Source organism: Mesorhizobium sp. CA8, assembly GCF_020164955.1.
Taxonomy (GTDB): Bacteria; Pseudomonadota; Alphaproteobacteria; order Rhizobiales; family Rhizobiaceae; genus Mesorhizobium.
In genome coordinates, this window is sequence record NZ_JAIUHG010000025.1 from 1 (window position 1) to 25,361 (window position 25,361).

At 64.1% G+C, this 25,361-nt stretch carries 26 protein-coding genes; 16 read left to right on the forward strand and 10 right to left on the reverse strand.

The features are described 5' to 3' along the window. Positions 1–139: 139 nt before the first annotated feature. A complete protein-coding gene (greA, locus tag LB553_RS23455; RefSeq protein ID WP_027168132.1) occupies positions 140–613 on the reverse strand; it encodes a transcription elongation factor GreA in 474 nt (157 codons plus the stop codon). A gap of 260 nt (positions 614–873) precedes the next feature. Then, complete coding sequence (locus LB553_RS23460; protein ID WP_224516674.1) at positions 874–1,410, reverse strand: tetratricopeptide repeat protein; 537 nt, start codon at positions 1,408–1,410, stop codon at positions 874–876. Between the two features lie 178 nt (positions 1,411–1,588). Here LB553_RS23460 and LB553_RS23465 point away from each other — a divergent pair, with 178 nt between their 5' ends. The 5 genes from LB553_RS23465 (at position 1,589) to LB553_RS23485 (ending at position 6,369) form a co-directional block, all read left to right on the forward strand. Then, positions 1,589–2,014, forward strand: coding sequence for a DUF3775 domain-containing protein (locus LB553_RS23465; protein WP_224516675.1), 426 nt, complete (start codon positions 1,589–1,591; stop codon positions 2,012–2,014). A 132-nt stretch (positions 2,015–2,146) separates the two neighbouring features. Next, the gene (locus tag LB553_RS23470) at positions 2,147–3,136 is read left to right on the forward strand and encodes an extensin family protein (RefSeq protein WP_318011519.1); all 990 of its coding nucleotides are present in this window, start codon (positions 2,147–2,149) and stop codon (positions 3,134–3,136) included. A 188-nt stretch (positions 3,137–3,324) separates the two neighbouring features. Next, positions 3,325–4,134 carry an extensin family protein gene (locus tag LB553_RS23475; protein ID WP_412033373.1) on the forward strand — a complete coding sequence of 270 codons (810 nt, stop codon included), beginning with the start codon at positions 3,325–3,327 and terminating at the stop codon, positions 4,132–4,134. 67 nt (positions 4,135–4,201) lie between these two features. Beyond that, the gene (locus LB553_RS23480) at positions 4,202–4,906 is read left to right on the forward strand and encodes an LssY C-terminal domain-containing protein (RefSeq protein ID WP_224516678.1); all 705 of its coding nucleotides are present in this window, start codon (positions 4,202–4,204) and stop codon (positions 4,904–4,906) included. Between the two features lie 152 nt (positions 4,907–5,058). Then, positions 5,059–6,369, forward strand: a complete 1,311-nt coding sequence (locus LB553_RS23485) for a hemolysin family protein (RefSeq protein ID WP_224516679.1) — start codon at positions 5,059–5,061, stop codon at positions 6,367–6,369. Between the two features lie 40 nt (positions 6,370–6,409). On the opposite strand, the gene LB553_RS23490 is transcribed toward LB553_RS23485, so the two are convergent. Beyond that, on the reverse strand, positions 6,410–6,838 hold the full coding sequence (locus tag LB553_RS23490) for a GNAT family N-acetyltransferase (protein WP_224516680.1): 429 nt from the start codon (positions 6,836–6,838) through the stop codon (positions 6,410–6,412). 82 nt (positions 6,839–6,920) lie between these two features. Here LB553_RS23490 and LB553_RS23495 point away from each other — a divergent pair, with 82 nt between their 5' ends. Continuing rightward, on the forward strand, positions 6,921–7,313 hold the full coding sequence (locus tag LB553_RS23495) for a gamma-glutamylcyclotransferase family protein (RefSeq protein WP_318011520.1): 393 nt from the start codon (positions 6,921–6,923) through the stop codon (positions 7,311–7,313). A 130-nt stretch (positions 7,314–7,443) separates the two neighbouring features. Here the strand turns inward: LB553_RS23495 and LB553_RS23500 are convergent, their stop codons facing one another. After that, positions 7,444–7,809: an avidin/streptavidin family protein gene (locus LB553_RS23500; RefSeq protein WP_224516682.1), complete on the reverse strand. Its 366-nt coding sequence runs from the start codon at positions 7,807–7,809 to the stop codon at positions 7,444–7,446. A 224-nt stretch (positions 7,810–8,033) separates the two neighbouring features. Then, positions 8,034–8,639 (reverse strand): NADPH-dependent FMN reductase, encoded by a 606-nt coding sequence (locus tag LB553_RS23505; protein WP_224516683.1) that lies wholly within the window; start codon positions 8,637–8,639, stop codon positions 8,034–8,036. Between the two features lie 90 nt (positions 8,640–8,729). On the opposite strand from LB553_RS23505, the gene LB553_RS23510 reads away from it, so the two are divergent. Further along, positions 8,730–9,098 (forward strand): winged helix-turn-helix transcriptional regulator, encoded by a 369-nt coding sequence (locus LB553_RS23510; protein ID WP_140629822.1) that lies wholly within the window; start codon positions 8,730–8,732, stop codon positions 9,096–9,098. A 159-nt stretch (positions 9,099–9,257) separates the two neighbouring features. Here the strand turns inward: LB553_RS23510 and LB553_RS23515 are convergent, their stop codons facing one another. Both LB553_RS23515 and LB553_RS23520 read right to left on the reverse strand, forming a co-directional pair. Continuing rightward, the gene (locus tag LB553_RS23515; protein ID WP_224516684.1) at positions 9,258–9,461 is read right to left on the reverse strand and encodes a hypothetical protein; all 204 of its coding nucleotides are present in this window, start codon (positions 9,459–9,461) and stop codon (positions 9,258–9,260) included. A gap of 126 nt (positions 9,462–9,587) precedes the next feature. Continuing rightward, positions 9,588–9,983 (reverse strand): acyl-CoA thioesterase, encoded by a 396-nt coding sequence (locus tag LB553_RS23520; RefSeq protein WP_042646168.1) that lies wholly within the window; start codon positions 9,981–9,983, stop codon positions 9,588–9,590. Here LB553_RS23520 and LB553_RS23525 point away from each other — a divergent pair. From LB553_RS23525 to LB553_RS23540, 4 genes are read left to right on the forward strand one after another with little or no spacing between them, the layout of a single operon-like run. After that, positions 9,975–10,136: a hypothetical protein gene (locus tag LB553_RS23525; RefSeq protein ID WP_224516685.1), complete on the forward strand. Its 162-nt coding sequence runs from the start codon at positions 9,975–9,977 to the stop codon at positions 10,134–10,136. The genes LB553_RS23520 and LB553_RS23525 overlap by 9 nt on opposite strands. A 35-nt stretch (positions 10,137–10,171) precedes the next feature. Beyond that, positions 10,172–11,788 carry a GMC family oxidoreductase gene (locus LB553_RS23530; RefSeq protein WP_224516686.1) on the forward strand — a complete coding sequence of 539 codons (1,617 nt, stop codon included), beginning with the start codon at positions 10,172–10,174 and terminating at the stop codon, positions 11,786–11,788. Continuing rightward, complete coding sequence (locus LB553_RS23535) at positions 11,785–12,996, forward strand: mandelate racemase/muconate lactonizing enzyme family protein (protein WP_224516687.1); 1,212 nt, start codon at positions 11,785–11,787, stop codon at positions 12,994–12,996. The genes LB553_RS23530 and LB553_RS23535 overlap by 4 nt, the downstream gene beginning before the upstream one ends. After that, positions 12,993–13,910 carry an NAD(P)-dependent oxidoreductase gene (locus tag LB553_RS23540; RefSeq protein WP_224516688.1) on the forward strand — a complete coding sequence of 306 codons (918 nt, stop codon included), beginning with the start codon at positions 12,993–12,995 and terminating at the stop codon, positions 13,908–13,910. The genes LB553_RS23535 and LB553_RS23540 overlap by 4 nt, the downstream gene beginning before the upstream one ends. Before the next feature lie 69 nt (positions 13,911–13,979). Here LB553_RS23540 and LB553_RS23545 read toward each other — a convergent pair whose 3' ends face one another. Further along, entirely contained in the window at positions 13,980–14,918 is a 939-nt protein-coding gene (locus LB553_RS23545; protein ID WP_224516689.1) for a diacylglycerol/lipid kinase family protein, read from the reverse strand. A gap of 958 nt (positions 14,919–15,876) precedes the next feature. Here LB553_RS23545 and LB553_RS23550 point away from each other — a divergent pair. Together LB553_RS23550 and LB553_RS30595 are read left to right on the forward strand one after the other, a co-directional pair. After that, positions 15,877–16,392, forward strand: a complete 516-nt coding sequence (locus LB553_RS23550; RefSeq protein ID WP_224516690.1) for a hypothetical protein — start codon at positions 15,877–15,879, stop codon at positions 16,390–16,392. Between the two features lie 465 nt (positions 16,393–16,857). Further along, positions 16,858–17,055 (forward strand): DUF2314 domain-containing protein, encoded by a 198-nt coding sequence (locus tag LB553_RS30595; protein WP_412033374.1) that lies wholly within the window; start codon positions 16,858–16,860, stop codon positions 17,053–17,055. 3 nt (positions 17,056–17,058) lie between these two features. Here LB553_RS30595 and LB553_RS23560 read toward each other — a convergent pair whose 3' ends face one another. After that, the gene (locus LB553_RS23560) at positions 17,059–18,132 is read right to left on the reverse strand and encodes a CapA family protein (protein WP_224516691.1); all 1,074 of its coding nucleotides are present in this window, start codon (positions 18,130–18,132) and stop codon (positions 17,059–17,061) included. A gap of 123 nt (positions 18,133–18,255) precedes the next feature. Here LB553_RS23560 and LB553_RS23565 point away from each other — a divergent pair, with 123 nt between their 5' ends. Further along, positions 18,256–19,506, forward strand: a complete 1,251-nt coding sequence (locus LB553_RS23565) for a hypothetical protein (protein WP_224516692.1) — start codon at positions 18,256–18,258, stop codon at positions 19,504–19,506. A 124-nt stretch (positions 19,507–19,630) separates the two neighbouring features. Here LB553_RS23565 and LB553_RS23570 read toward each other — a convergent pair whose 3' ends face one another. Further along, the gene (locus LB553_RS23570) at positions 19,631–20,854 is read right to left on the reverse strand and encodes a clavaminate synthase family protein (protein WP_224516693.1); all 1,224 of its coding nucleotides are present in this window, start codon (positions 20,852–20,854) and stop codon (positions 19,631–19,633) included. A 104-nt stretch (positions 20,855–20,958) separates the two neighbouring features. Between LB553_RS23570 and LB553_RS23575 the strand changes: the two genes are divergently transcribed. After that, entirely contained in the window at positions 20,959–21,894 is a 936-nt protein-coding gene (locus tag LB553_RS23575; RefSeq protein ID WP_224516694.1) for a LysR substrate-binding domain-containing protein, read from the forward strand. Between the two features lie 99 nt (positions 21,895–21,993). Then, positions 21,994–25,104: an excinuclease ABC subunit UvrB gene (uvrB, locus tag LB553_RS23580; protein ID WP_224516695.1), complete on the forward strand. Its 3,111-nt coding sequence runs from the start codon at positions 21,994–21,996 to the stop codon at positions 25,102–25,104. Positions 25,105–25,361: the final 257 nt, after the last annotated feature.

Consider the following 25,361-nt stretch of genomic DNA (forward strand, 5'->3'; position numbering starts at 1 on the left):
CTCCACCCCCAGCCCTGTGCAGCTTCAGCCGATCCGACTGCATGGCAAACCTGCCAAGCAGGCGAGCCTTCTTGCCTCCAATCTTGACAGGGAACATGAGAGACTAGGCCGCCGCCAGAGTAGAATTATCAAAAGGTCCTCAGATAAACTGCACCTGGACGATCTCGTACCCCCGTGCGCCGCCCGGAGCATTGACCTCGATAGCGTCGCCGACTTCCTTGCCGATCAGCGCACGCGCGATCGGCGAAGAGATTGAGATACGGCCGGACTTCACGTCCGCTTCCTGATCGCCGACGATCTGGTAGGTTTTCTTCTCTTCGGTGTCCTCGTCGACGAGCACGACAGTTGCGCCGAATTTCACCTTGTCGCCGGAAAGCTTCGAAACGTCGATAACTTCGGCCCGCGCGATCAGATCCTCGAGTTCGTTGATGCGGCCTTCATTGTGACTCTGCGACTCCTTGGCCGCGTGATATTCTGCATTTTCGGACAGGTCGCCATGCGAGCGCGCTTCGGAAATCGCCTCGATGATACGAGGACGTTCCTCCTGCTGGCGCCAGCGAAGTTCTTCCTTCAATGACGCGAACCCCTCGCCTGTCATCGGGACCTTGATCATGTGCCTGACCTTTCCTGCCGCCGCCCCCGTTTTCGGGAGCGGCCTTGTCAACGGGTACAAAAAGAAAACGGTCCGGCAGCCTCGGGCTAACGGAACCGTCTCACCACAATTTCCACGAATATAGCAATCTTCGCGCGATTTTCACGCCCAAAAATGAAATTTCGGCAAAATGATCACCGCTTTCGCGGGTCCGGCTTCCCGGCAAACGAAAAACCGGCCGCGATTGCCCGCAGCCGGTTCGAGAAGCGTCGAAGCCCTGTTCAGCTCCTCAGGAAATGGTCGATCTGCTCGGACAGCATGCCGTATTCGCGCGAGCCCTTGCCGGTCCGCTTTTCGATTTCCTGGAGCTGCTGCTGCGCGCCGGCGAGATCGCCGATCTGCAGATGCGCTTCGCCGAGATATTCGCGCACCAGCGTGTAGTTCGGGTCGATCCGCAGCGCTTCCTCATAATAGCCAAGGCCGACCGTGACGCGGCCCGAATGGCGGTGCGAATAGCCGAGATAGTTGAGGATGCGCGGATCCTGCTTGTTGGCGGCGAGCGTCAGCACCGAGATCGCCTCGTCATAGCGGCCGGCCATCGCCAGATCGTGGCCGGCCTCATAGATGCTCTCGTCGTCCAGCATGCCATATTGCGGCTTTACGCATTTGTTCTTCTTCTTATCCCAGACCTCGCCCTTCTTGCACTGCGTAGTGGTTTGACCGCTTCCGCCACCGCCTTCACCGGCAGTATAGGCCGGCGCAACGAACAGCGGCAGCGCCGCTACAGCCATGACCTGAACAAGCAAACGTCTGCGCATCGAAGCCTCCTTGAGCGTGACAATGGCAGACTAACGCCGCGCCGACGTGGTTTCATCCCGAAAAGCAAGCGGACGCGGAACTATTTTGAGCACGCGGACAGAAGCATTTACCAGCGGACGTGACGCGCGTTTTAATTCCGCTATCATCGGAACCAAGCGCTTCACGTGGAGAAAGGCAGTGCAGCAGCGCCTCGAGAAGGAGTGGGAACTTTCGATTGATCCGGACACGGTGCGCCTGTTCATTCTCAAGGCGAAGGCGCTGAGCGCCGCCGTTAACGAGGACTATGACGACGGCGCCGAGCATGAGGTCGAGTTCGACGGCGACACGCATGCCAGCCACCATCACGACGGCCTTGTCGAGGAAGCCTCGGAAGATCTCACCGAGGAGGAATTCCGCGAGCTGATCAACGATCTCAACATCGACGAAGCGGCCGAGCTGATCGCACTCGCCTGGGTCGGGCGCGGCGACTATGACGCATCCGAATGGGTGGATGCCGTGGCCGCCGCCAGGGAGCGTCCCAGGAAGCGCACGGCCAAATACCTGCTTGGCCTGCCGATGCTTGCCGACTGGCTGGAGGAAGGCCTTGAGGCCATCGGCGCGTAACGCGCCGGTAACCGATTGTGATCGCCAAGGCTGCCCGCGCAGGCAACTTCGCAACGCGACCGCCGTTTCGGGGCGATGGCAACGCTGAGCCTTTCCCGAATTTGCCGACTGGCGCTGCCTGTGGCGGCCGCGATGCTGCTGGTTACGCCGGCCGTGGCCAAGCATCACCATCGGAACAAAAGACACCTGCCGCCGGCCAGCCAGAGCGCCGCTCCGGCATCGGAAACGCCGCCGGCGACCCCGGTTCCAGGGTCGCGCCCCCAGGACATGGAGAACGGCACTGAGAAATCCGGGCAAGACAAAAGCCGCCTCGACAGCAGCGACGACCTCCTCAACCAGGAGAAATCGCATCCGAAATGGGATGCCCGCCCGCCACGTTCGAAGAGCGCTCAAACCGCGCCGCGGACGGAATCCGAGCCGCTGACGCCGGATGTGGTGCCGACGCCGCCGCGGAAGCCCACTGAGTTCGAGCCGGAGCCGCCGGAAACCGCGCCGCAGCCATCGGAAAAACCCGAACCACCGGACGAGGAAAAGATGCTTCCCGATCCGCGCTCGGCCGACATGCCGGCCGACACGATGCCGGCGGAAGAAACCGCATGCCGCGAGCGGCTGAAGGAGCTGGGCGTCGAGTTCGAGGAGCACAAGGCCGAGCACGATGCGGAAATCGGCTGCTCGATCCCCTATCCGGTAATTTTGAAGACGCTCGGCAAATCCATCGGCATCGGTCCCGGCACCGAGCTCAACTGTCAGATGGCCGAGGCCGCCGCGCGCTTCATGGCCGATGTCGTTCAGCCTACGGCGAAGGCCGAACTCGGCGCCGATTTGAAGTCGGTCAACCAGGGCTCGGCCTTCGTTTGCCGCCCACGCAACGGCACCCGCAAACTGTCTGAACACGCCTTCGGCAATGCGCTCGACATCGCGAGCTTCATCTTGTCGGACGGCAGGAAGATCGAGGTCGGGCCGGCGCCGCCGGATCAAGACGCGAAGTTCCTCGACGCGGTGCGCAAGGCCGCCTGCGGGCCGTTCAAGACGGTGCTCGGACCAGGGTCCGACCCCGACCACGCGCTGCATTTCCACTTCGACCTGGAACCGCGCCGCCACGGCGGCACCTTTTGCCAGTAAGCACGATTTCGAAAGTTTCGGTCACGTCCCAACAAGTTCAGCGCCGCAATTCCGCCCCAGGCATGAATGCCGGCGCTGATCTTTCCTTTACTGTTGAGGGCTAACCTTGTGTCATTTGGATCATGATCCCAACAGGGATCAGATCTTGGGGACAAGGACGCCTTTCGATGGCTCGAAGACTTGGCGCCATGCTGGCGGCGGCGCGACGGACCAAGCGTGCGCGCATCATGCTCGTCGGGCTGGCCGCGGGCATTGCCATCGCGACGATGTCGGCCTGCACGACCGGTGACGTCTTTGCGCTGCAGCCGGCAGTCGATGTCGGCAGCCAGACGGCAGCCGTGCCGCAGCCCGACGCGCCGCAATATTCCGGGATGCAACGCCTTGTTCCGTCCAATCCCTACATGACCCAGGCCGCCTATCCGCGCATGGATGAGCCGATGTCGCCGACCGTGCAGATGCCGGCCAGCGAGATCGACTGCCGCAACGAGTTGGAGCGGATGGGCGTGGTCTATCAGGACATTCAGCCGATCCATGAAGGCCAGTGCGGCATCGACTATCCAGTGAAGGTCTCGGCGATCGGCAGCGTCGCCATGAAGCCGGCGGCGACGCTGACTTGCAACATGGCCGCCACCTTTGCCGCCTGGACGAAGAACGAGCTGCAGCCGGCTGCCCGCTGGCGCTATTTCTCCGGCGTGAGGGCGATCCACCAAGGTTCTAGCTATTCCTGCCGTAACATCGCCGGCGAAGGCGTTCTCTCCGAGCACGGCAAGGGCAATGCCCTCGACGTCATGAGCATCGAGCTCAACAATGGCGACGACATCGACGTCCGCAAGCCCGGCCTGTTCGCCTTCCGCACGCGCGGCTTCCTCAACAATGTGCGCGCCGACGGCTGCGAGTATTTCACCACGGTGCTCGGCCCAGGCTACAATTACGACCACCGCAACCATTTCCATTTCGACATCAAGAACCGCAAAAGCGGTTACCGCGCCTGCCGCTGAGGCTGCTCTGCCCAAAACGGCCAACACCGCATAAAATGGTCGTGCGTGGATTTGGGAGCGGTTGGCTGTGGGTGAGCGAAGCCTGAGGCGGCGCGCGGCGATCTGGCTGGCGGCGGTTTGCGCCTTCTATCTGGCGCTCGCCTACGTCGCCGCGCCGGAATTCTGGACCTGGCGGGAGCGCGGTTTTCGTACCCGGCCCTTCGAGATGGTGACGCATACGCCGCAGGGCATTCCCGGCGATCCGATCAATGTCGGCCTTGTCGGCACCGAGAAGGAAGTTGTCCACGCCTTCGCGGTCGCGGGCTGGGACACGGCCGATGCCGTGACGCTCAGGACTGCGATCGACATCGGTGAAAGCGTCTTATTTTCCCGCCCCTACCCCGATGCGCCGATGAGCCGCCTTTTGTTCGAGGGCCGCTCTCAAGATCTTGCCTTCGAAAAGCCGGTCGGCGACAGCGCCGACCGGCGCCACCACGTCCGCTTCTGGCAGACGGACACGGTCGGCGACGACGGCCGTCCGCTCTGGCTGGGCGCCGCCAGCTTCGATCGTGGCGTCGGCCTCAGCCACGACACGGGCGCCGTCACCCACCACATCGGCCCCGACATCGACGCGGAGCGCGACTTCCTGATCGGCGACCTGAAGGCCGCCGGCCTGCTTGCATCCACCAGCGAGATACCGGGAATCGGCGCCACCAAGACGGGACGCAACGGCGGCGGCGATCCCTATTTTACCGACGGCATGGCCGTGATCGGCGTGTTGAAGGTGCAATGACGGCACGCCCGTCACGCACGCATCGTCATCGATGCACTTGTCGGCATTTCTCGGCGCCGATCTGGGATGCGGCTTGAACGGCGCGCCTGTCATGTTCCAAAAATAACGGCGGGCTATTTTCGAATGCACTGCAGCAATGCTATTGACCGCCCATGCTATATCTTGAAATCGCCGTCGTGGCCGTCCTCATCTTGGTGAACGGCCTTTTGTCGATGTCGGAGCTTGCCATCGTCTCGTCGCGACCCGCCCGACTCAAGGCGATGATCGACCGCAACGTCAACGGCGCCGGCCGTGCGTTGGCGCTCGGCTCGAACCCAGGCAAGTTCCTGTCCTCGGTGCAGATCGGCATCACCCTGGTCGGCGTTCTCTCCGGCGCCTTCTCGGGCGCCACGCTCGGCGAAAGGCTGGCGCAATATCTGGCCTCGACCGGCATCCGCGAAAACATCGCCGACCCCATCGGCGTCGGCATCGTCGTCGCCTTGATCACCTATGCCTCGCTGATCGTCGGCGAATTGGTGCCAAAGCAGATCGCGCTCAAGGACCCGGAACGCGTCGCGGTCAGGGCCGCGCCGGCAATGACCATCCTCGCCACCTTCTCGGCGCCGCTGGTCTTCCTGCTCGACCTCTCCGGCCGCGCCGTGCTGTGGCTGCTCGGGCAAGCCGGCGAGACGGAAGAGAAGGTCACCGACGAGGAGATCAAGATGTTGGTGGCCGAGGCCGAGCATCACGGCACCATCGAATCCGACGAGCGCCGCATGATCGCCGGCGTCATGCGCCTCGGCGACCGCGCCGTGCGCGCCGTCATGACGCCGCGCACCGAGGTCGACTGGCTGAACCTGCAGTCGGACGACACCGCCGTCAAAAAGCTTCTGATGGACACCCAGCACTCGCGCCTGCCCGTCGGCGACGGCAATGTCGACGCCATGGTCGGCGTCATCCAGACGCGCGACGTGTTGGCGGCCCTTCTGGCCGGCAGGGTATTGGACCCGCGCCAGCATGTGCGCGCCGCCCCCATCGTGCATGACCAGGCCGACGCGCTCGACGTCCTGCAGAAACTCAGGGAATCGGACGTCCCGATGGCGCTGGTCCATGACGAATACGGCCATTTCGAAGGCATCGTCACCCCGGCCGACATCCTCGAAGCCATCACCGGCGTGTTCCGCTCCGACCTCGAGGCCGGCGAGGAGGAGAATGCCGTGAAGCGCGAGGACGGCTCCTGGCTGCTCGCCGGCTATATGCAGGCCGACGAGATGGCCGAGGTGCTGGGCATCGACCTACCGGAAAACCGCGACTACGAAACCGTCGCCGGCTATGTGCTGTCGCATCTCCACCATCTGCCGACGACCGGCGAATGCGTCGACGCGCAAGGCTGGCGCTTCGAGGTGGTCGACCTGGACGGCCGCCGCATCGACAAGCTGATCGCCACCCGCCTGCCCGACGGCCACCGCCCTGTGGTGCGCTGAGGATCGCCTCCCTCGATGCGGCTGGAACTGCCAGCACTGCTCAGGCAAGCTGCTTGCGAAAAAAGATGCGCGCCTGTCCCTCGACTGCGAAAGGAATGCGGCCGAATTCGTTATAACCATGCCGGATGTAGAATCCGGGTGCCTGAAAGCTGCTCGTTTCGACGACAGCGCCCCTGCAGCCGCGTCTTCTTGCGGCTTCCTCGACGGTTGCAAGCAGCCGAGCGCCGTAGGATCGGCCACGCAGATGCGCCGGCACGAAAAACATGTCGAGGAACAGTAGGCCGAGCTCGGTTCGTCCCCAAAGCCCACCGAGTGCCCTGCCCGAGCCATCGTATAGCACGGCCCCGATGGGCAGGCGATCATCCACGCCTGTGGCGGCAACGTTATAGCGATAGAGCGCCGCTGCCGCCTCGGCTTTGACGGCATCGTCAGCCGACGGCAAGATTCTCAGATTCGGAGTCTCGTTCATCTTCGCCTGTTCCGAACAACTGCATGGATTGTGAACTTCCAACCTCTGCCGACGTTCCTCCTGCATGGCTTCGAAAGTCTTCGTGTTCGGCACTTTGAAGATGGGCTATCCCCTGCACGAGCAGGGTTTGAGCGGGGCCGCGTTTCTTGGCAACTGTCGGAGGCATGAGCGTTTTCCAATGCTGATTGCCGGGCCTCGCTTCGCTCCGATGATGTTTAACGAACCGGGTGCCGGCTTCCAGGTCGCCGGCGAACTTTACGAGGTGGATGAACGCATCCTCTCACGCCTCGACAGGCTTGAATCCGTCGGCGCGCCTGGCAATCTGCGCGTGCCGGTCGAGGTTGAGCCTTTCGAAGGCGGGACGTCGATCCTAGCGCAGGTCTACATGAAATCCCGGCATCTCGCCGATCCCGTACATTCCGCATATCTCGCTTATTACAATGACCGGCGCTTCGTGCTTCCCCCGAGCACTTAGCGACTTCGCCGCCTCCGGAAGTTCCATTTTCGGATATTAAACGGGCTAAAGCGATCGCAATCCGAGCGGCGCCGAGCAGCAACGGCTTGCGCCGCTTCCCGGCAAATCCACTCGGTGCCCGCCAGCTTGGCTATTCCCGGACGAAGGTGTCGAGGCTGATGCCGAAGGCACGCCAGGTCCCCACCCGCTCGCGGGAAGCGGTTTCGCCCTCCTTGCCGGTGATGGTGCTGCCTGCCACCGTCAGCCACATCGTCTCCAGCTTGCCGTCTCGCAATATGCCGGTGTAGCTCACCGCGGCGGGGCCGGCCGTACCCTCGCCGGCGGCCGTTACCCCAATCACGTCGCCATGCGCGATGCCGGATATCGGCACGGTCTGTCCATAGAAGCTGCTGTCTTCGAGCGCCGTGCGAAACGTGCCTTCAATCCGGCCGCACTCCTCGCCGGTGATGTCGAGGACGGACCCGTATTGATTACGCCATCTGCCAAGCCAAGGCATTCCCCTCCTCCACGACTGTGCTGTCTTCGTCTTCAGCGGATTGGAGCCTGCATCTAACGCGTCGTCCCGAGCGGTCAAGTGACCGGCCAAACCCGAACGCAGGTGCGACGGCCTAAAGGGATCAAAACTGGACTCCAGGCAAGACAGGTAGCTCGGGTTGCCAAAAAATAAAAAGGGCGGCACGCAAGCGCCGCCCTCCGGGAGGATGATTCTACGCAGGCGCTTTAAGCGGCCTGGGCTTCGCCGGCGATTGCGTCGGCGGCGCGAGCCGCTTTCAGCACCCTTGCCCACCAGGCGACGTCGTTGACCAGGGCGGCGGCCGACTGGTTCAGGTGCTCGAGATCCTCGAGCTTCTTCTCGCCCTGGCGAACTGCAAGGAAATCGCCCCAGGCGATGTGCACCGCCGACTTGACCGGCGCCATCTGCAGCTCGACGGCGATCAGGCGGAGCTGCTCGATCGCGCGCGAGCCGCCGACGCTGCCATAGCCGACGAAGCCGGCCGGCTTCTTGTTCCACTCGTTGGCGGCGTAGTCGATGGCGTTCTTCAGCACAGCGGTCGGGGCGTGATTGTATTCAGCGGCGGTGAAGATGAAGCCGTCGAACTCGGCGACCTTCTTCTGCCAGCGCTGCGCCACTTCGTTCTGCGACGGCGCCCAGGCGGACGAAGCGACCTCGTCGAAGAAAGGCAGCGGCCAGTCGCGCAGATCGACGATCTCGACATCGATATCGGCGTGCGACTTGGCGATCTTGGCGATCCACTGCGTCGGCACGTCGGCGAAGCGGGCGGCGCGCGTCGAACCGACGACAATGGCGATTTTGGGCTTGGACATAAGGGGCTCTCCTTGCGGGAATTTCTGGTATCGTTTGGATACCGGCGCTATATGTGATACTGACAAATCGACGCGCAAGGAGGCACTTCTTTGTTACTGAGGCACCCGCACAACACCGAGGACTGCCGGGCCGTTTCGGAAATCCTGCAACGGGTCGGCGACAAATGGACGGTGCTCGTCGTCGGCAAGCTCGGCGGCGGACCAATGCGCTTCAACGAATTGCGCGCCGCTGTCGGCGGAATTTCGCAGAAGATGCTGACCACCACCTTGCGCGGTTTGGAGCGCGACGGCTTCGTCACGCGCAAAGTGTTTCCGACCATTCCGCCACGTGTCGATTACGAGCTCACCCAACTCGGTCACGAGCTCCTCGTGCCGGTCGGCGCGCTCGGCGAATGGGCCCGCAAGAACACCAATCGGGTCCGCGAAGCACGCGCGAAATTCGACGGCCTACAGGCCTGAAGCCATTGCAATGCAAGGGTTTTTAACCTGCCGATGAAACCATGGGCCTCAGCGCCGGTTGCATCGCGCTTTCGATTTTGATCGGAGCCTTCGCGGTTCCGCCGGCGGCGTCGCCGGGCAGCCGCTTCGCCAAGGAGACCCGTCTTTAGCCGCCACCGATCAGACGCTTGGGGCAGTGCTGTCGCAGCACGCCGTCGAGCAGCTCTTGAATTGCGCGGCCATCTTGCCGGCCGCCGTCCGGTCCCGCATGCAGGCGACGTGTGGAAGACCTTTGCTGACTTCCATGTAGGCCGTTACGCCAAGCAGGCAGACCAGAGCAACAAGGGCTGCCACGAGCCAGCCGTTCAGCATATGTTGACGCATTGTCTTTCCCCCGCGCCCACAAGGTGGGGCGTGAAGGCAACCATTGGATGTCGCGAAGGGAATCTCCCGCGCAGGCGTTGTTACAAAGCGGCAAGTCTGGGGAGAATCAGTAATCCCGCCGGCGCGTCAGCTCTCGGCCGGAACCGGCTTCGGCTTGCCTTCGCCGTCGAGCGCCACCATGACGAAATCGGCATGGGTGACCTTCTCCATCAGATCGGAAAGATAGCGCTGCGCCCAGGCTTCGACCTTGAGCACCATCGAGGTGCGGCCGACGCGCTCGACATGGGTGTAGATGCACAACGTGTCGCCGATCTTCATCGGCTTGGCGAAGGACATCTCCTTGACCGCGGCGGTGACCACGCGGCCCTTGGCGCGCTCGGCGGCGCGGATGCCGCAGGCAAGGTCCATCTGCGCCATCACCCAGCCGCCGAAGATGTCGCCGGCCGCATTGGCGTCGGACGGCATAGCGAGCGTGCGCAAGGTCAGATCGCCAAGGGGTTTTCCGTCCGCGTAATGCACCATGGCGAAATCCTTAAAGGGCAGCTGCTGTTGCGTATCAATGCGACCGCCATGTCGCAAGCTCTGGTAAAAGCGAAATGTGCGCCACTGCGCCGGTCGCTTTTTTCACAAGCCATGCCGGAAGCCACGGCGACGCCGCAAGCCGGCAATGTCTAGGGTAAGCGCAACATCGCGGAGCCCGCTTTTCCATCATGCAGACTTACGACTTCATCATCGTCGGCTCCGGCTCGGCCGGCTCAGTCGTTGCCGACAGGCTGTCGGCCTCGGGCCGCTTCTCGGTGCTGGTGCTGGAGGCCGGCGGAACCGACCGGCGCTTCTATGTTCAGATGCCGCTCGGCTACGGCAAGACCTTCTTCGACCCGGCCGTCAACTGGAACTACAAGGCGGAGTCCGACCCCGGCCTGGCCGGCAACAGCGACCACTGGCCGCGCGGCAAGCTGCTCGGCGGCTCGAGCTCGATCAACGCCATGGTCTATATCAGGGGCGCGCGCGAGGATTTCGATGCCTGGGCCGCCGCAGGCAATCCCGGCTGGGCCTATGACGACCTCCTGCCATCCTTCAAGGCGCTGGAAGATAATGCGGCGGGCGCCGACCAGTGGCGCGGCGTCGGCGGCCCCTTGCACATCACCGACTGCACGAACGCGGTGCATCCGCTGACCAAGCGCTATCTTGCCGCCGCTCAGCAGGCCGGGCTGCCGCTCAATCCGGACTTCAACGGCGCCTCCCAGGAAGGCGTCGGCGTCTATCAGATCACGACGAAGAACGGACGCCGCATGTCGGCCGCCCGCGCCTTCCTGCGGCCGGCGATGAAACGCGGCAATGTCCGTGTCGAAACCAACGCCCTGGCGACGAAAATCCTGTTCGAGGGCAAGCGCGCCGTCGGCATCGAATACGAGCAGAACGGGCAGAAGAAGACGGCTCGCGCGGGCCGCGAGGTGATCCTGTCGGGCGGCTCGATCAACTCACCGCAACTGCTGCAGCTGTCCGGCGTCGGCCCTGCGGCATTGCTGGCCGACCTCGGTATCCCAGTCGTGCACGCCAATGAAAATGTCGGCGCCAATCTGCAGGACCATGTCGGCATCAACTACACCTTCAAGGGCAAGCTGCCGACGCTCAACCAGATCCTGCGCCCGTGGTGGGGCAAGCTGCTCGTCGGCATGCAATACATCCTCTTGCGCTCCGGTCCGCTGTCGCTGTCGATGAACAATGCCGGCGGCTTCTTCCGCACCGACCCGTCGATGACGCGGCCGAACATGCAGCTCTATTTCCAGGCTTTCTCGACCGTCATCCCGAAGAGCGGCGAGCGTCCGATCCTGACGCCCGACCCCTGGCCGGGCTTCTCGATCGGCCTGTCCAATTGCCGGCCCTCGAGCCGCGGCGAGATCATGATCCGCTCGAAGGATCCGCGCGACTATCCGAGCATCACGCCCAACGCCTATTCGACCAATGCCGATGTCGACGAGATGCTGGCGGCGGTGAAGTTCGTGCGCAAGATCGCCTCGATGCCGGCCATGGCCGAGATCATCGAGGAAGAGGTTCTGCCCGGCCCGTCGATCCAATCGGACGCCGACCTGATCCAGGATTTCAGGAAACGCTCCGGTACAGTTTATCACCCGGTCTCGACCTGCCGCATGGGGCCTGATGCGGCGCGCGCCGTCGTCGACCCGCGGCTTCGGGTGCATGGGCTGCAGGGCCTGCGCGTCATCGATGCTTCGATTTTCCCCGACAACATCACCGGCAACACCAACGCCGCCTCGATTCTGACCGGATGGAAAGGCGCCGACCTGGTTCTGGAGGATCACAAATGAAAATCACCGACGTGAAGACCTGGGTTGTCGGCAACCCGCCGCCCGGTATCGGCGGCAAGTATTTCATCTTCGTCAAGCTCACCACCGATGGCGGCGTGGTCGGCTATGGCGAGGCCTACAACGCCACCTTCTCCGCGCATGTCACCGCCAGGATGATCGAGGACATGGCCGAGCGCTATCTCGTCGGCCGCGATCCGCACGACATCGAGAATTTCTTCCGCCGCGCCTATTCTTCCGGCTTCACCCAGCGCCCCGACGTCTCCGGCATGGGCTGCTTCTCGGCGCTCGAAATGGCCTGCTGGGACATCGTCGGCAAGGAGGCCGGCAAGCCGGTCTACAAACTGCTCGGCGGCCAGGTGCACGAGACCCTGCGCTCCTACACCTACCTCTATCCGCACACCGGCAGCGTCCATTCGGAAGATGCGCGCGGCAAGAACGTCTACAACGACCCCGACATGGCTGCGGCCTGCGCGCTCGAATATGTCGAGCAGGGTTTCAACGCCGTGAAGCTCGATCCGGCCGGCCCCTACACCGCCTATGACGGCCATCAGCCGCGCTTGATCGACATCGACCTGTCGGCGCGCATGGTCAAGGCAATCCGCGAAGCAGTGGATAACAGGGCGGATATCCTGTTTGGCACGCATGGCCAGTTCACCGCCTCGGGCGCGCTGCGCCTCGCCCGCGCCATCGAGCCCTACGATCCGCTGTGGTTCGAGGAGCCGGTGCCGCCTGATATGCCCGAGGTGATGGCGCAGGTCGCCCGCAGCACCTCCATCCCGATAGCAACCGGCGAGCGGCTGACGACGAAGTTCGAGTTCGCCCGCGTTATCGAGAACCGCGCCGCGACCATCCTGCAGCCGGATCTCGGCCGCTCCGGCGGCATCCTGGAGACCAAGAAGATCGCCGCCATGGCCGAGGCCTACCACATCCAGGTCGCGCCGCACTGCTACTGCGGCCCGATCGTCGGCGCCGCCAACATCCAGCTCGCGGTGACGCTGCCCAACTTCCTCATCCTGGAATCGCTCAAGCAGTGGGACGGTTTCCACGCCACGCTGCTCAAGAAGAAGATCGAATGGCAGGACGGCAACGTCATCCCCTCGAAGGAGCCCGGCCTCGGCGTCGAGCTCAACGAGGCGGTCTGCGAGGCCCATCCCTATAGCGGCAAGGAGCTGCATCTGCAGATGATGCAGACGCCGCTGATGCCGTGACCCTCGCTTATGCCTTCGTCGGCCTTGGCCATCTCGGCGGCAACCTTGCCGCCAGCCTGCTGCGCAACGGCTTTGCCGTCACCGTCTTCGACCGCGACCCGGGGGCGGTCGAGCGCCTTGTCGCGCTCGGCGCCACGGCGGCGGCGAGTCCGGCGGAAGCCGCTGCCCGCGCCGGCAACGCGATCACCTGCCTGCCCTCGCCGAAGGTCAGCGAAACAGTGCTCGCCGGCCCCGACGGATTGCTCCAGGGCCTGCCCGCGGGCGGCACCTGGATCGAGATGTCGACCAATGGCCGTGACGAGATTTTACGGCTCGCCGCGCTGGCATCGACACAAGGCATCGAGACGCTCGAATGCCCGGTCACCGGCGGCGTGCATCTGGCGGCGGCGGGCAGGATCACGGCGCTCGTCGGCGGCGATGCGGCGCTCTACGAACGCCATCGCTCGGCCATCGAGGCGATGTGCGCGAAATCCTTCCTGATGGGGCCGATCGGCTCGGCGGCGGTGATCAAGGTCATCACCAATATGCTCGCCTTCATCCATCTCGTCGCCGCCGGCGAAGCGTTGATGCTGGCGAAGCAGGGCGGCCTCGACCTTGCGCAAGCCTACCACGCCATCGTCGCCTCTTCCGGCAACAGCTTCGTCCACGAAACCGAAAGCCAGCTGGTGCTCAATGGCTCCTACGACATCGGCTTCACCATGGACCTGGCGCTGAAGGACCTCGGCTTCGCGCTCGCCATGGGCAGGGATTTCGGCGCGCCGCTCGATCTGGCGTCTCGCGTCAACGCCATTTTCGAAGAGGGCAAGCGCGCCTATGGCGGTGGCGCCTGGTCGACACAGATCGTCAGGCTTTTGGAAGACGCGGTCGGGACGGAGCTTCGTGCGCCAGGCTTCCCGGCGAAGCTCGAACTGTAACCTGGCAAAATAGGGAACTATTTCAATCGCCTGGCCGCACCGGCTGAATCAGCCTCTCAGCCAGTTGATTCAACCTCTCAGCGTCAGCGCGCCGGGCCGAATCTCGAACGTCGCCGGAATCCGGCCCGGCGACTCGCCGTCTATGTCGACCAACGCGCCGTTGTTCTCGGCATCGCCGAGCGGCTCGACCAGCACCTTGCGGCCACGCAGGATGGTTATTGCCGGATGGTTACGATGCCGGCCGCCATAGAGCAGGCGGAGGTCGCGGATCAAGCCAAGCTTACCGGCGGCGCGCAGGATGACGATGTCGAACTGGCCGTCGGCGAGCTCGGCGTCCGGTGCGATCATCATGCCGCCGCCGAAGAATTTGCCATTGGCGACCGCCACCAGCGCCATGCGCGCCTCGACCGGCTCGCCGTCGTCGATGGTGATCCGGACATCCTGGAAGCGGTAGCGGAGGAACTCTACTACCGTGCGCCAGAAGAACAGTGCCTTGGCCGAGACCCTGCCCTTGCGCTTGTCGGCATTGACTGCGCGATCCGTCGCGCCGGACAGGCCGAGGCTGGCGATGTTGATGAAGTGGCGGCTGGCCAGCGCGCCGTGGTCGTCGATGTAGCAGATGCGGCCGGCATCGATTGTCCGCGCTTTGGAATCAGCGATTCGCTTCAGCGCGGCATTGATGCCGCACGGCAGGCCAAGCCCGCGCGCGAAGTCGATGCCGGCACCACAGGGCAGAAGCCCAAGCGCAGCCTCCCGGCCGGTCTCATCCTGTGCCTGCAGCAGACCGTCGGCCACCTCGCTGGCGGTGCCGTCGCCGCCTGCCGCGATCACCAGGTCGCACCCGCCGATGGCGAGGTCGATCGCCAGCCGCTCGGCATCGCCGCGGGCTTGCGTCTCGCGCAGGTCGAAATCACCGAAATTCATCTTGAGCGCCGCCGCCGCCTCCGCCCAATGTCGCTTGAGCCTGCCGCCCCCGGCTATCGGATTGAGAACCACTCCGACTTTCAAGTCGACCTCCCCCGAGGCAAGTCGCGCAAAATGCGCGGCGGCCCCTGTGCGGGCATCCAAAGTCTTTTGCCGGCCCAAACTCTTTTGCCGACATTGAAACGCGGACCGGGCGACGGAGCAAGGCTCCAAGGTCGAGCGGTCACAGAAAAGCGGGGCAGGCTGTCTAAGCGGTTCGGCCAGCGGATTCCGGGGCTTCTGCCACTGGTCCCCGATAATCCCGCAATCCACAGGCGCGCCGGCATTCCCCAAACCCGTTACCCGGCGTACATTCAACCCATCTCAGGCGGCTACCGAACGCCCAGCCGAAAGGCAAAAGCGCAAGGCGGATTTCCTGAGGCCCGTACGGCCCAGAACGAGAGCAGGCTTGCCTGTTGAAGGGACGGATGCCGAGACCTACGGGTGCCGCGGAAAGCGTGCCAACGCCGACGGCGGGCCGATGCTGCCATGAAGGCCGGTAAAAACCTTCGATGGCACGCCGGGCGAAGCCCGCCAGGGTGGAGATCGGCGTGGTCTGGAACGGGCGCCGCCCTCGGGTGGCGACTGGCAGGACCGTCAAAATCAAGGCTGGCCTGGCGCGACGACTTTACGGAAGTTGCTGCCTTGACTGGTTCCTGATCTGACAGGGAGGCGCTGGGAGAAATCCCAGCGCCGACTGTCTTTTTGAGGACGGCGTCGCCTCCTGTTAGGCCTACGAATCCGCCACTACCCGACATGTGCCGCGCCGCGCTGTCCGGCGCCGTGCACAAGCTGCACTTGGTCCTGCCGGCGCTCGCCAAACCCGGTGCCAAATTGGAACATGTCTACACCGAGGACTGAGGCATTTCGGTCACAGTCGCCGGCTGAGCAACCTTTGGAAACGTCCCGTCATCCACATTTCACAATGGCGGCCAAATCCCGCCTTGTTCGGCATGGATTGATGCAACCGGGTGGAGAGGGGCAATTTCGAAGGGACAAGACCGTGATCAAGACCGCCCTTGTCGCCATGACCATTGTCGGCTGCGACTGTGACACCAAGCTGTGCGAATATATCGGTGAAACGCCGGCCAAATGGGCGACAATCGCCGACTGCGAAGCGGCGATGAAGAGCCAGATGCTGCACCAGCGCAATTTCGACTATCCGCTGGTTTCGGGCATCTGCCGCGTCAAGGGCTCGGCCTCTTCCTCCGAGCTTGCCGCGAAAGCCTCCAGGCCGGATTTGAAGCCCAGGAACCGCGCCGTCGAAACCATCGCCCCGCTGCCGCCCGAGCTCGATCATCGCCCGAGCGCTCCGGTCGGCGCAACGGTGACCGCCAGCGAAATGGAATCGGCAAAGCCGGTCGCCTTCGACAGGTCGGTCGATGGCGGCCGCGCGGTGCTTTACCGCACCAAGGCCGGCTATGCCGTGGTCAAGACCGATCTCAGCCGCGCTGCAGGCGCAACGGTGGACGCGGCGAAGCGCTCGGCAAGCTGGCTGGCCGGTTTGACCGGGCTGTAAGCCCGTCCAGGGCGCGTTGAGATTCAGGTCAGGCCGAGCAGAAAGTGACGGCGAAGCCGCTCTCTTATCATTGCCCGATGACAATGGCGTAAGGCCGCTTCGCAACCGCAGATCGGATTGATTAAGCCGCCACATTGCCCGAAGATAACGCACCAGGATGTTGGCCTTCACCGGGGGTGTCATGACAATTGCCGTTCGTATCGCGTTATGCCTGCTGCTGGCGCTCGCTCCCTTGCATGCCAGGGCGGAAGGCGACGACAAGGCCATGATGATCGCCTCCGACGACGCCGAGATGGCGGCGGCGATCGAGAAGGCGCGATCCAGCCTGGATGAATTCCTGAACCTGTCCGACGCTCCGCCGCCGGGGACCGACAAGTTCAAGCTGAAGGTGATGTCGTCGACGGAAATGCGTCGGAGCACTTCTGGGTCATTCCCTTCAAGCGGACCGCCAACGGCTTCGTCGGCATATTGGCGAACGAACCGGAAATCGTCCGCAACGTCGTCCTCGGACAGAACATCGAATTCACCAGGGACGACATCTCCGACTGGGGCTACACCAGGAACGGCCGCCAGGTCGGCAGCTTCACCGTATGCGTGATGCTCAAGAAGATGTCGAAGGAAGAGGCCGAGTATATGCGTTCTGCATACGGCTTCGACTGCTGAACCCTATCCGGCCACTTCATTTCGCGCGCCGATCTTGCGCTCCGACATGGGAAAAATCGCCACCAGTCGGGCCGCGACCCGCCGTTTGAGCACTCCATCCAGAACTTCGATCGGCAGCAGCCACTCATGGCTGCCTGCCCGCAGCCGTATGAAGAAATGCATCTTGTAGGCGGCGATGGCGCCGCGCGTGGCCGGATCGGCGCTGACATCGACAACGAATACCGAGCCGATGCGTGCCGGCCATGGCAGTCTGGCAAAGGCGGTGCCGAGGAAATCGCCAAGCCCATAGGCGATCACGGTGTCGCCGATGCGCTCGATGGGCTGCAAGACATGAGCGTGATGCCCGGCGATCAGCCGGACACCGTGATCCGCCAGCCGCCTCGCCAGCGCCCGGGTTGCAAGTCGTGGAAAATGCCGGAACTCCCAGTCCCAATGCGGCACGGCGCAGGTGAGATCGATGCCGGAAACGGCGTCGCTCGGCCATTCGGCGGCACGCATCGAGATGCGTTCTTCGAACGGCGCGGCGTCCGTGTTGCGCCACAGCGTGAAGGCCGCAAAGCCGACCATCAGCGATCCGGCCGCATGACGCTGGGCGGGCCCCCCGGCAACCGTGCCGATGGTCCGGATCCCGAGCCGCTTCAACGCCGCGAGCGTTTCCTCGAAACCGGCGATGCCCTGATCGAGCATATGGTTGTTGGCCAGGGACAGAACGAGCCTGTCGCGCGCGATGCCGGCGGCTGCGAGCGCATCGGCCAGGAAACGCTCGCTCATCGCATGATGCGTGCCGAGCCGCGTGCCCATGACCGCGCGTGCGCGTTCGACGATCGGGCTTTCGCAATTGCCGATCACGAGGTCGGCGGACGAAAGCAGCGTCGTGATTGCCGGATCGCATTCCGGCGCACCGCGATTGGCGACGGCCGAGATGTCGCCGACGAAGGCCAGCCGCACCTTCCGTGTGGGCTGCGGATCGAGCAACGTCGCCGTGGGCGCCCCGAAGCCGCTTCTGTCGCCGGCAAGCGATGGTCTGAGCAGGCGCGGCAGCCACGACAGTTTATAGGCAAGCGGATAGTTCGACACGGGCCCATCCAGTTTCGCCCTGTGTAGACTGTCTGATGGGCCGGTTGAAGCGGGTAACCCGCGGCGGGCATCTTCGACTGACCGAAATGCGTGTATGCTCGCGAGCAGTGGAGGGCGATGACGATGCGTAGAGTGATCCTTGCAGCAGCCTTGTTTGCATTCCTGCCGGCGTCCGTTGCCTGGGCGGAGATGCCGGACGCGGCCAAGTCCATGTTCGAGGCGAAGAGCGTGGCCGACCGGAACACGGCGCTGTCGACGTTGGAGGCGGCGGCGGCTAGGGACCCGGCCTCGGCCTATGCGGCCGGGGCCGGCGAATTCTTCACCGCGCTTGAGCTACTCGCCGGCGGCCTGCATCGCCACGGTTTCGAGAGCCCGAAATCCTTCATGCTGCCTCTGATGCGGTTGCCCGTGCCCGACAATCCCAACCCGCAGCCGCTGACCTACGAAGAATTCCGCCCCATCCTGGTCGCCTTCCGTGACCGGCTGGAGAAATCCGCCGTCACGCTTGGCTCCGTGCCAAAAGATGCCGATATCGGCATGGTGGTCGATCTCACCCATGTCGGCATCGACCTCAACGAAGATGGCAAGCTCGCGCCCGACGAAAGCATCGCCGCCGTCATCGCGTCGCTCTCACGCGGCAGCGTCGACACAAGCGATGCCGCGCCTTCGCTCACCTTCCGCTTCGACCGCGCCGACGGCTTCTGGCTGCAGGGCTACGCCGAATTCCTGATGGCGCAGGCCGATTTCTGGCTGGCGCATGATTTCCGCAATGCCTTCGACGGCTCGTTCCACATGCTGTTCCCGCGCGCGAAACTGCCATTGCAGGATACGCTCGTGCCGCTGGACGGCGGCATGAGCGGCAACATGTTCGCCTCGGAATGGCGCTTCGCCGACTTCATCTCCCTGGTGCATCTCGTCAACTGGCCGGTGATCGAGCCGGAACGCCGGCAGGCCGCGCGACGCCACCTGCTGGAGATGATCCGCCTGTCGCGCGAGGACTGGAAGTCGATCCTGGCCGAGACCGACAATGACCGTGAATGGCTGCCGGGACCGCAGCAGAAGGGCGTCAATCCACTCACCGGCCTCGAGGTCGGCGAGGAACAGGTGCAGGCCTGGCTCGCCACGCTGACGGTGGCCGAGGATCTTCTCGAAGGCCACGCGCTGCTGCCGCATTTCCGCATCGCCGGCAAGGGCATCAACATGAAGCGCTTCTTCGACGAGCCGAAACCTTTTGACCTGGTCCTTTCGATCACCGGCCCCGGCATCGCGCCCTATCTCGAAAGCGGAAAAATCCTCACCAGCGACGATTTCGACCAGATCCAGCGCGAGTTCGGCGGCGCCGGCTTTTTGACGTTTGCGCTGTGGTTCAATTGAGGCCGCCGAACCGAGGTAACCGCTGAAGCATGATCCCGAAAAGTAGGAACCGGTTTTCGGAAAAAAATCATGCTCCGATAAAGAGTTAGATCAGGATGGCGATTCAACGAAACGTCATCCTGAACTAAAGGATCGCCCCTTGATAAAGCACCGCTTCGGCCTCCTCCGGCGCGAAGCGCCGCGCCAGGGTGCGGAAGGCGCTGTGGACACCGTCGCGGTCGAGGTTGCAGCTTCTGAGATGGCGGATGGCCAGTGTCGGATCAAATTCGGTGCGCCCGTGCAGGACCCGCTGATTGTCGAAGACCAGCACCTCGCCGGGCTGCAGCTGGTGCTGGAACTGGTTCGCCGGATCGCAGATCAGCCGCGTCAGCTCGGCAAGCGCTTCAATCAGCCCGTCGATCTCGTCGATCGAGCCAGTCTGCGGCGCCAGGCAGCGGTCGTTATAGCGCAGGCCGGTGACGGCGCCGCTCGCGTCGAGGCTGATGACATGCGCCTCGGCGCTGAAGAACACTTCGCCGGCATGCTCGCGATGGAATGTCACGCCATGACGGGTCAGCAGGTCGAAGAGCTCCGGTCTGTTCCTGCGCATCCGCTCGGCGACTTGGAAACCATCGACCATCAACGAGGTGCCGCCGCTGCCGGCGCCGGTCCTGATGGCATGGAAGAAGATGAAGCCCGGCGGCGAATAGCGGAACGGCTCGTCGGTGTGCGGAATTTGCGCGCGCGCCGTTTCCCCGGCCACCCGGGCGTCCGGCCGTGAGATGAGATCGAAAACCTTGCCGTAACTGGTCTCCCGCACGGGCCCGTAGCGGCCGGCGACGCGCAGCGTCGCCTCAGGCTCGGCCGGGACGCCGGTCAGCATGGCGATGCCATGGTCGCGCAAGGCGCGCAGCGACTGGAAAAGCGCCGCGTCGTCCTCCACCACGGCGTCGAAGGCGAAGCGCCCAAGCCGCGCGCCGAGATCGCTATTCCACAGTTCCGGCTGAAAGCGTGGCGCGCCGAAATCGCCGCCGCGTCGGGCATGGGCCGCCAAAAAGCCCGCCGCGAAGCGCGAGACGTGGCCGTCCTGCCAGACCACGTCCATCGTCCCGCTCGTCGAGATTTCGATCGACGCCGCGCGGATGTCGGCCGGAACATCGGCCGGTGTCAGCCAGCGCTTCCCGGAAGCGGTGTCGCCGCATATCTCGCATTCGCAGGCAAGCCGCAGCCAGCGCATCGACAGCCGGCCGGCGCTGCCGTCATCGAATTCCACGGCGATGCGCGGCCCTTCATTGCGCATCGACCGCAACGAGCGCGAAGCCTCAAGAGCCCGACCGGTGGGGACAGAATGCGTTTGCATATCGAGCATTGCGAGGGCCTTCCTGGATTGAGTTACCTTCAACAACGCTAGGCCGCAGCCGGCTTTTTCTGCAAACGAGTTTGTTTTTGCAAGTTTTGAGCTAAGCTCAATCCATGACGCTTCTTCGCGAGCTCCCTCTGTCGGCATTGCGTGCGCTGGCCGCCGCTGCGCGAACCGGCAGTCTCACCCGCGCCGCCGACGAGCTCGGCGTCACGCCCGGCGCCGTCGGCCATCAGTTGCGGCAGTTGGAGGATCGGCTTGGCGTCAAGCTGGTCAGGCGCGAGGGCAACGGCATTGCACTCACGCGCATTGCCGAGGCGGCGCTGCCCGACATCGACCGCGGCTTCGACGCGCTGGCCTCCGGCTTGCGGCGGCTGCGTTTCGAGCGCCGTGCCGATACGTTCACCATCGCGGCCGATCCTTCCTTTTCGTCGCTTTGGCTAGCGCCACGGCTTGACAAAGTTCGAGCGGCTCTCGGCAGACTGGACGTGCGCATCGTCGTGTCGATCACGTTGGATTCGATGCTGGAGGAAGGCATCGACCTCGCCATCAGCTACCGCAACAGCACGGCCAGGGATCTCGCATCGGCCGACCTCTTCACCGAAAGGGTGATCCCGGCGTGCGCTCCGGCGCTGATCCACAACCGCACCGATCAGGACAGCGCCGAAGTGCTCGACCGCCTGCCCCTCCTCCACATCGACCAGACGATGGGCGACGACGTCTACCCCACATGGGCAAGCTGGTTCACCGCCGCCGGCCGCCAGCGCAAGCACATCGACCATGGACCACGGTTTCCTTTGACCGTGCTGGCCGCCCAGGCCGCGCTTTCCGGCATGGGCGCGCTGCTTGCCAGCGAACTGGTGCTGAGGGAGCATTTCGGCTCCGGCCAACTCGTCGAGATCGCCCGCGAGGTTCCGGCATTGACCATCAAGCGCCGCCTGGTCTGGCCGGTGGACGGACCGAAGGCCCGCCGCGCCAGCGCCGTCGCCAAGGCGCTTGCCGCTGTTGCTATGGCGGAGGCGGACGATCCCGGGCCTATCGGATCATGACGCCTCTCCTGACAGCCTTCTGTCAGCAGCGTCCACGCGCGGCCGGAGCCCTTTCACTCGGCTCTTTCCATTTCGGCCGAGTCCACCCATATTCGGACCATGGCCAGACATCCTGACAAGAAGACGCCTTCGCAAGACGGCGCGCCGAAGCGGCGCAGTCCGCTGACCGAATTCCTCGATGCCGCCGAACCGCTGGAGCCCGGCGGCTTCGCGGAAGCGCCGCAGGCCGAGTTTTCCGGCGCGCCGCTGACCGGCTCGATCTCCGATTGGGCCGGGCAGATCGAGCGCGAGGCGGAAAAGCAGCCGAAGGCGAAAGCCCCGAAGAAGATCCCCGAACGCTCGTCGGCGCCCGGACGCACCGCGCGCGGCACCTCGATGGGCGGCGCCGCCTCGGCCAAGGAGCGCGCGGCTGCTGGACTCAACCCGGTAGCCGGCCTCGACATCAGCCTCGAAGATGCCGAGTCGGTTTCCTCCAGCGGCGTCACCGCGACCGTGGCGGCGCTGTCGGCGCTGATCGAATCCGGCAATCCACTGCACAAGGACGGCCAGCTCTGGACGCCGCACCGTCCGGCCCGGCCGGAAAAGTCCGAAGGCGGCATTGCCATCAAGATGGTGTCGGATTTCGAGCCGGCCGGCGACCAGCCGACCGCCATTAAGGACCTCGTCGAAGGCGTCGAGCGGAACGACCGCACCCAGGTGCTGCTCGGCGTCACCGGCTCGGGCAAGACCTTCACCATGGCCAAGGTGATCGAGGAGACGCAGCGCCCCGCCCTGATCCTCGCGCCCAACAAGACGCTGGCCGCGCAGCTCTATGCCGAGTTCAAGAAATTCTTCCCAGAGAACGCGGTCGAGTATTTCGTCTCCTACTACGACTATTACCAGCCGGAGGCCTACGTCCCGCGCACCGACACCTATATCGAGAAGGAATCCTCGATCAACGAGCAGATCGACCGCATGCGCCATTCGGCGACGCGCTCGCTGCTGGAGCGCGATGACGTCATCATCGTCGCTTCGGTGTCCTGCATCTACGGTATCGGCTCGGTCGAGACCTATACGGCGATGACCTTCCAGATGCAGGTCGGCGACCGGCTCGACCAGCGCTCGCTTCTCGCCGATCTCGTCGCCCAGCAATACAAGCGCCAGGACATCAACTTCGTGCGCGGCTCGTTTCGCGTGCGCGGCGACACCATCGAGATCTTCCCCGCCCACCTTGAGGACCGCGCCTGGCGCATCTCGATGTTCGGCGACGAGATCGAACAGATCACCGAGTTCGATCCGCTCACCGGCCAGAAGACCGGCGAGTTGAAGAGCGTTAAGATCTACGCCAACTCGCACTATGTGACGCCGCGCCCGACCTTGAACCAAGCCATCAAGTCGATCAAGGAAGAGCTGCAGCATCGCCTGCAAGAGCTTGAAAAGGCTGGCCGTTTGCTGGAAGCGCAGCGGCTGGAACAGCGCACGCGCTTCGATCTGGAGATGCTGGAGGCGACCGGCTCCTGCGCCGGCATCGAGAACTATTCGCGTTACCTCACCGGCCGCCGGCCGGGCGATCCGCCGCCGACCTTGTTCGAATATGTGCCCGACAACGCTCTGATCTTCATCGACGAAAGCCACGTCACCGTACCGCAGATCGGCGGCATGTATCGCGGCGACTTCCGCCGCAAGGCGACGCTGGCCGAATATGGTTTCCGCCTGCCCTCCTGCATGGACAACCGGCCGCTGCGCTTCGAGGAATGGGACGCCATGCGCCCGCTGTCTGTCGCGGTTTCCGCGACGCCCGGCGCCTGGGAACTTGAGCAGTCCGGCGGTGTCTTCGCCGAGCAGGTCATCCGCCCGACCGGCCTGATCGATCCGCCGGTCGAGGTGCGTCCGGCCAAGAGCCAGGTCGACGACGTCGTCGGCGAGATCCGCGACACGACCCGGGCCGGCTATCGCACGCTGGTGACGGTGCTGACCAAGCGCATGGCCGAGGACCTGACGGAGTACCTGCACGAGAACGGCATCCGGGTCCGCTACATGCATTCCGATATCGACACGCTGGAGCGCATCGAGATCCTGCGCGACCTGCGTCTCGGCGCCTTCGACGTGCTGGTCGGCATCAACCTGCTGCGCGAGGGCCTCGACATTCCCGAATGCGGCTTCGTAGCCATCCTCGATGCCGACAAGGAAGGTTTTTTGCGCTCGGAGACCTCGCTGATCCAGACCATCGGCCGTGCCGCCCGCAACGTCGACGGCAAGGTCATTCTCTATGCCGACCAGATCACCGGCTCGATGGAACGGGCGATGGCGGAGACCAACCGCCGCCGCGAGAAGCAGATGGAGTGGAACGCCGCCAACGGCATCACGCCGGAATCGGTCAAGTCGCGCATCGCCGATATCCTCGACTCGGTTTACGAGAAGGACCACGTCCGCGCCGACATCTCGCAGTTCACCGACGATGCCGGCGCTATGATCGGCAACAATTTGAAGACGCATCTCGAGGCGCTGGACAAGCAGATGCGCGACGCCGCCGCCAATCTCGACTTCGAAAAGGCCGCCCGCATCCGCGACGAGATCAAACGGCTGCGCGAGATGGAGCTTGCCATCTCCGACGACCCGCTGGCGCGCGAGGTGGAAAGCCAAAGTCCTGCCTCAGGCCGCGAAAAGGGCAAGCACAACAAGGGGGTGGCCAGACATCGTACGGTCGAGGAACAGGAGCGTTTCCGCAAGCTTGATGAGGCACGCGCCGCCGAAGAGGCGGCAAAGGCTGCCCGGCCCAACCTCTTCCGCAAGCCGCATCTCGACGAGATGGGCGCCGACGGCGCCGTGCCGGTGAAGAAACCGCTCTTCGCCAAGCCGTCAATCGACGACATGGGGCCCGGCACGGATATGGCGACTCCGGCCGGCGCGGTGTCGCGTTCGCTGTTCAAGAAGCAGAGCGCGCAGGAAGCGCACGGTTCCGATTTCGGCATTCCCGGCGACCGGGCCAAGCCGTTGTTCCGCAAGAACTCGCTCGACGAGATGACGGTGCGGCGCACGGAAAAACCGGTCGAGGGCAAGAAGCCGGCGAAGCCGCAGCCGGTCTCGCCGGAGGCGAATGCCGCCAGAACCGAAGCGCGCGACGACAAGCCCATCGTTCGACAACGCTCAGGCATCGGCTCCTACGAGGATCCGGCAGACGAGCGTCGTCAGAAACGGCGGCCGAGCAAGACGGGACGGCCAGGACAGTAGCGCTTTTTGCGTTCTCCCTTTGGGGGAGAAGGCAAGCGCTCCACCGGCGCCGCTCGAAGCGGACCACTTGCCTCCGCACCTCCCCCGGTGTACCCAATCTCCAATTCGAACGTCCAGCAAGGAGGGCTGCGTGCATTTTTATCGCCACCGTCAGCGCGGCCCTGTCTGTGCCCTGCGAGCTTGCTTGCAGGGCTGACCAGGACGGTCCGGGTTTTCCCGCTTCGATTTTTGGTCTGCCCTTCGTGGTGCCGCTGAAC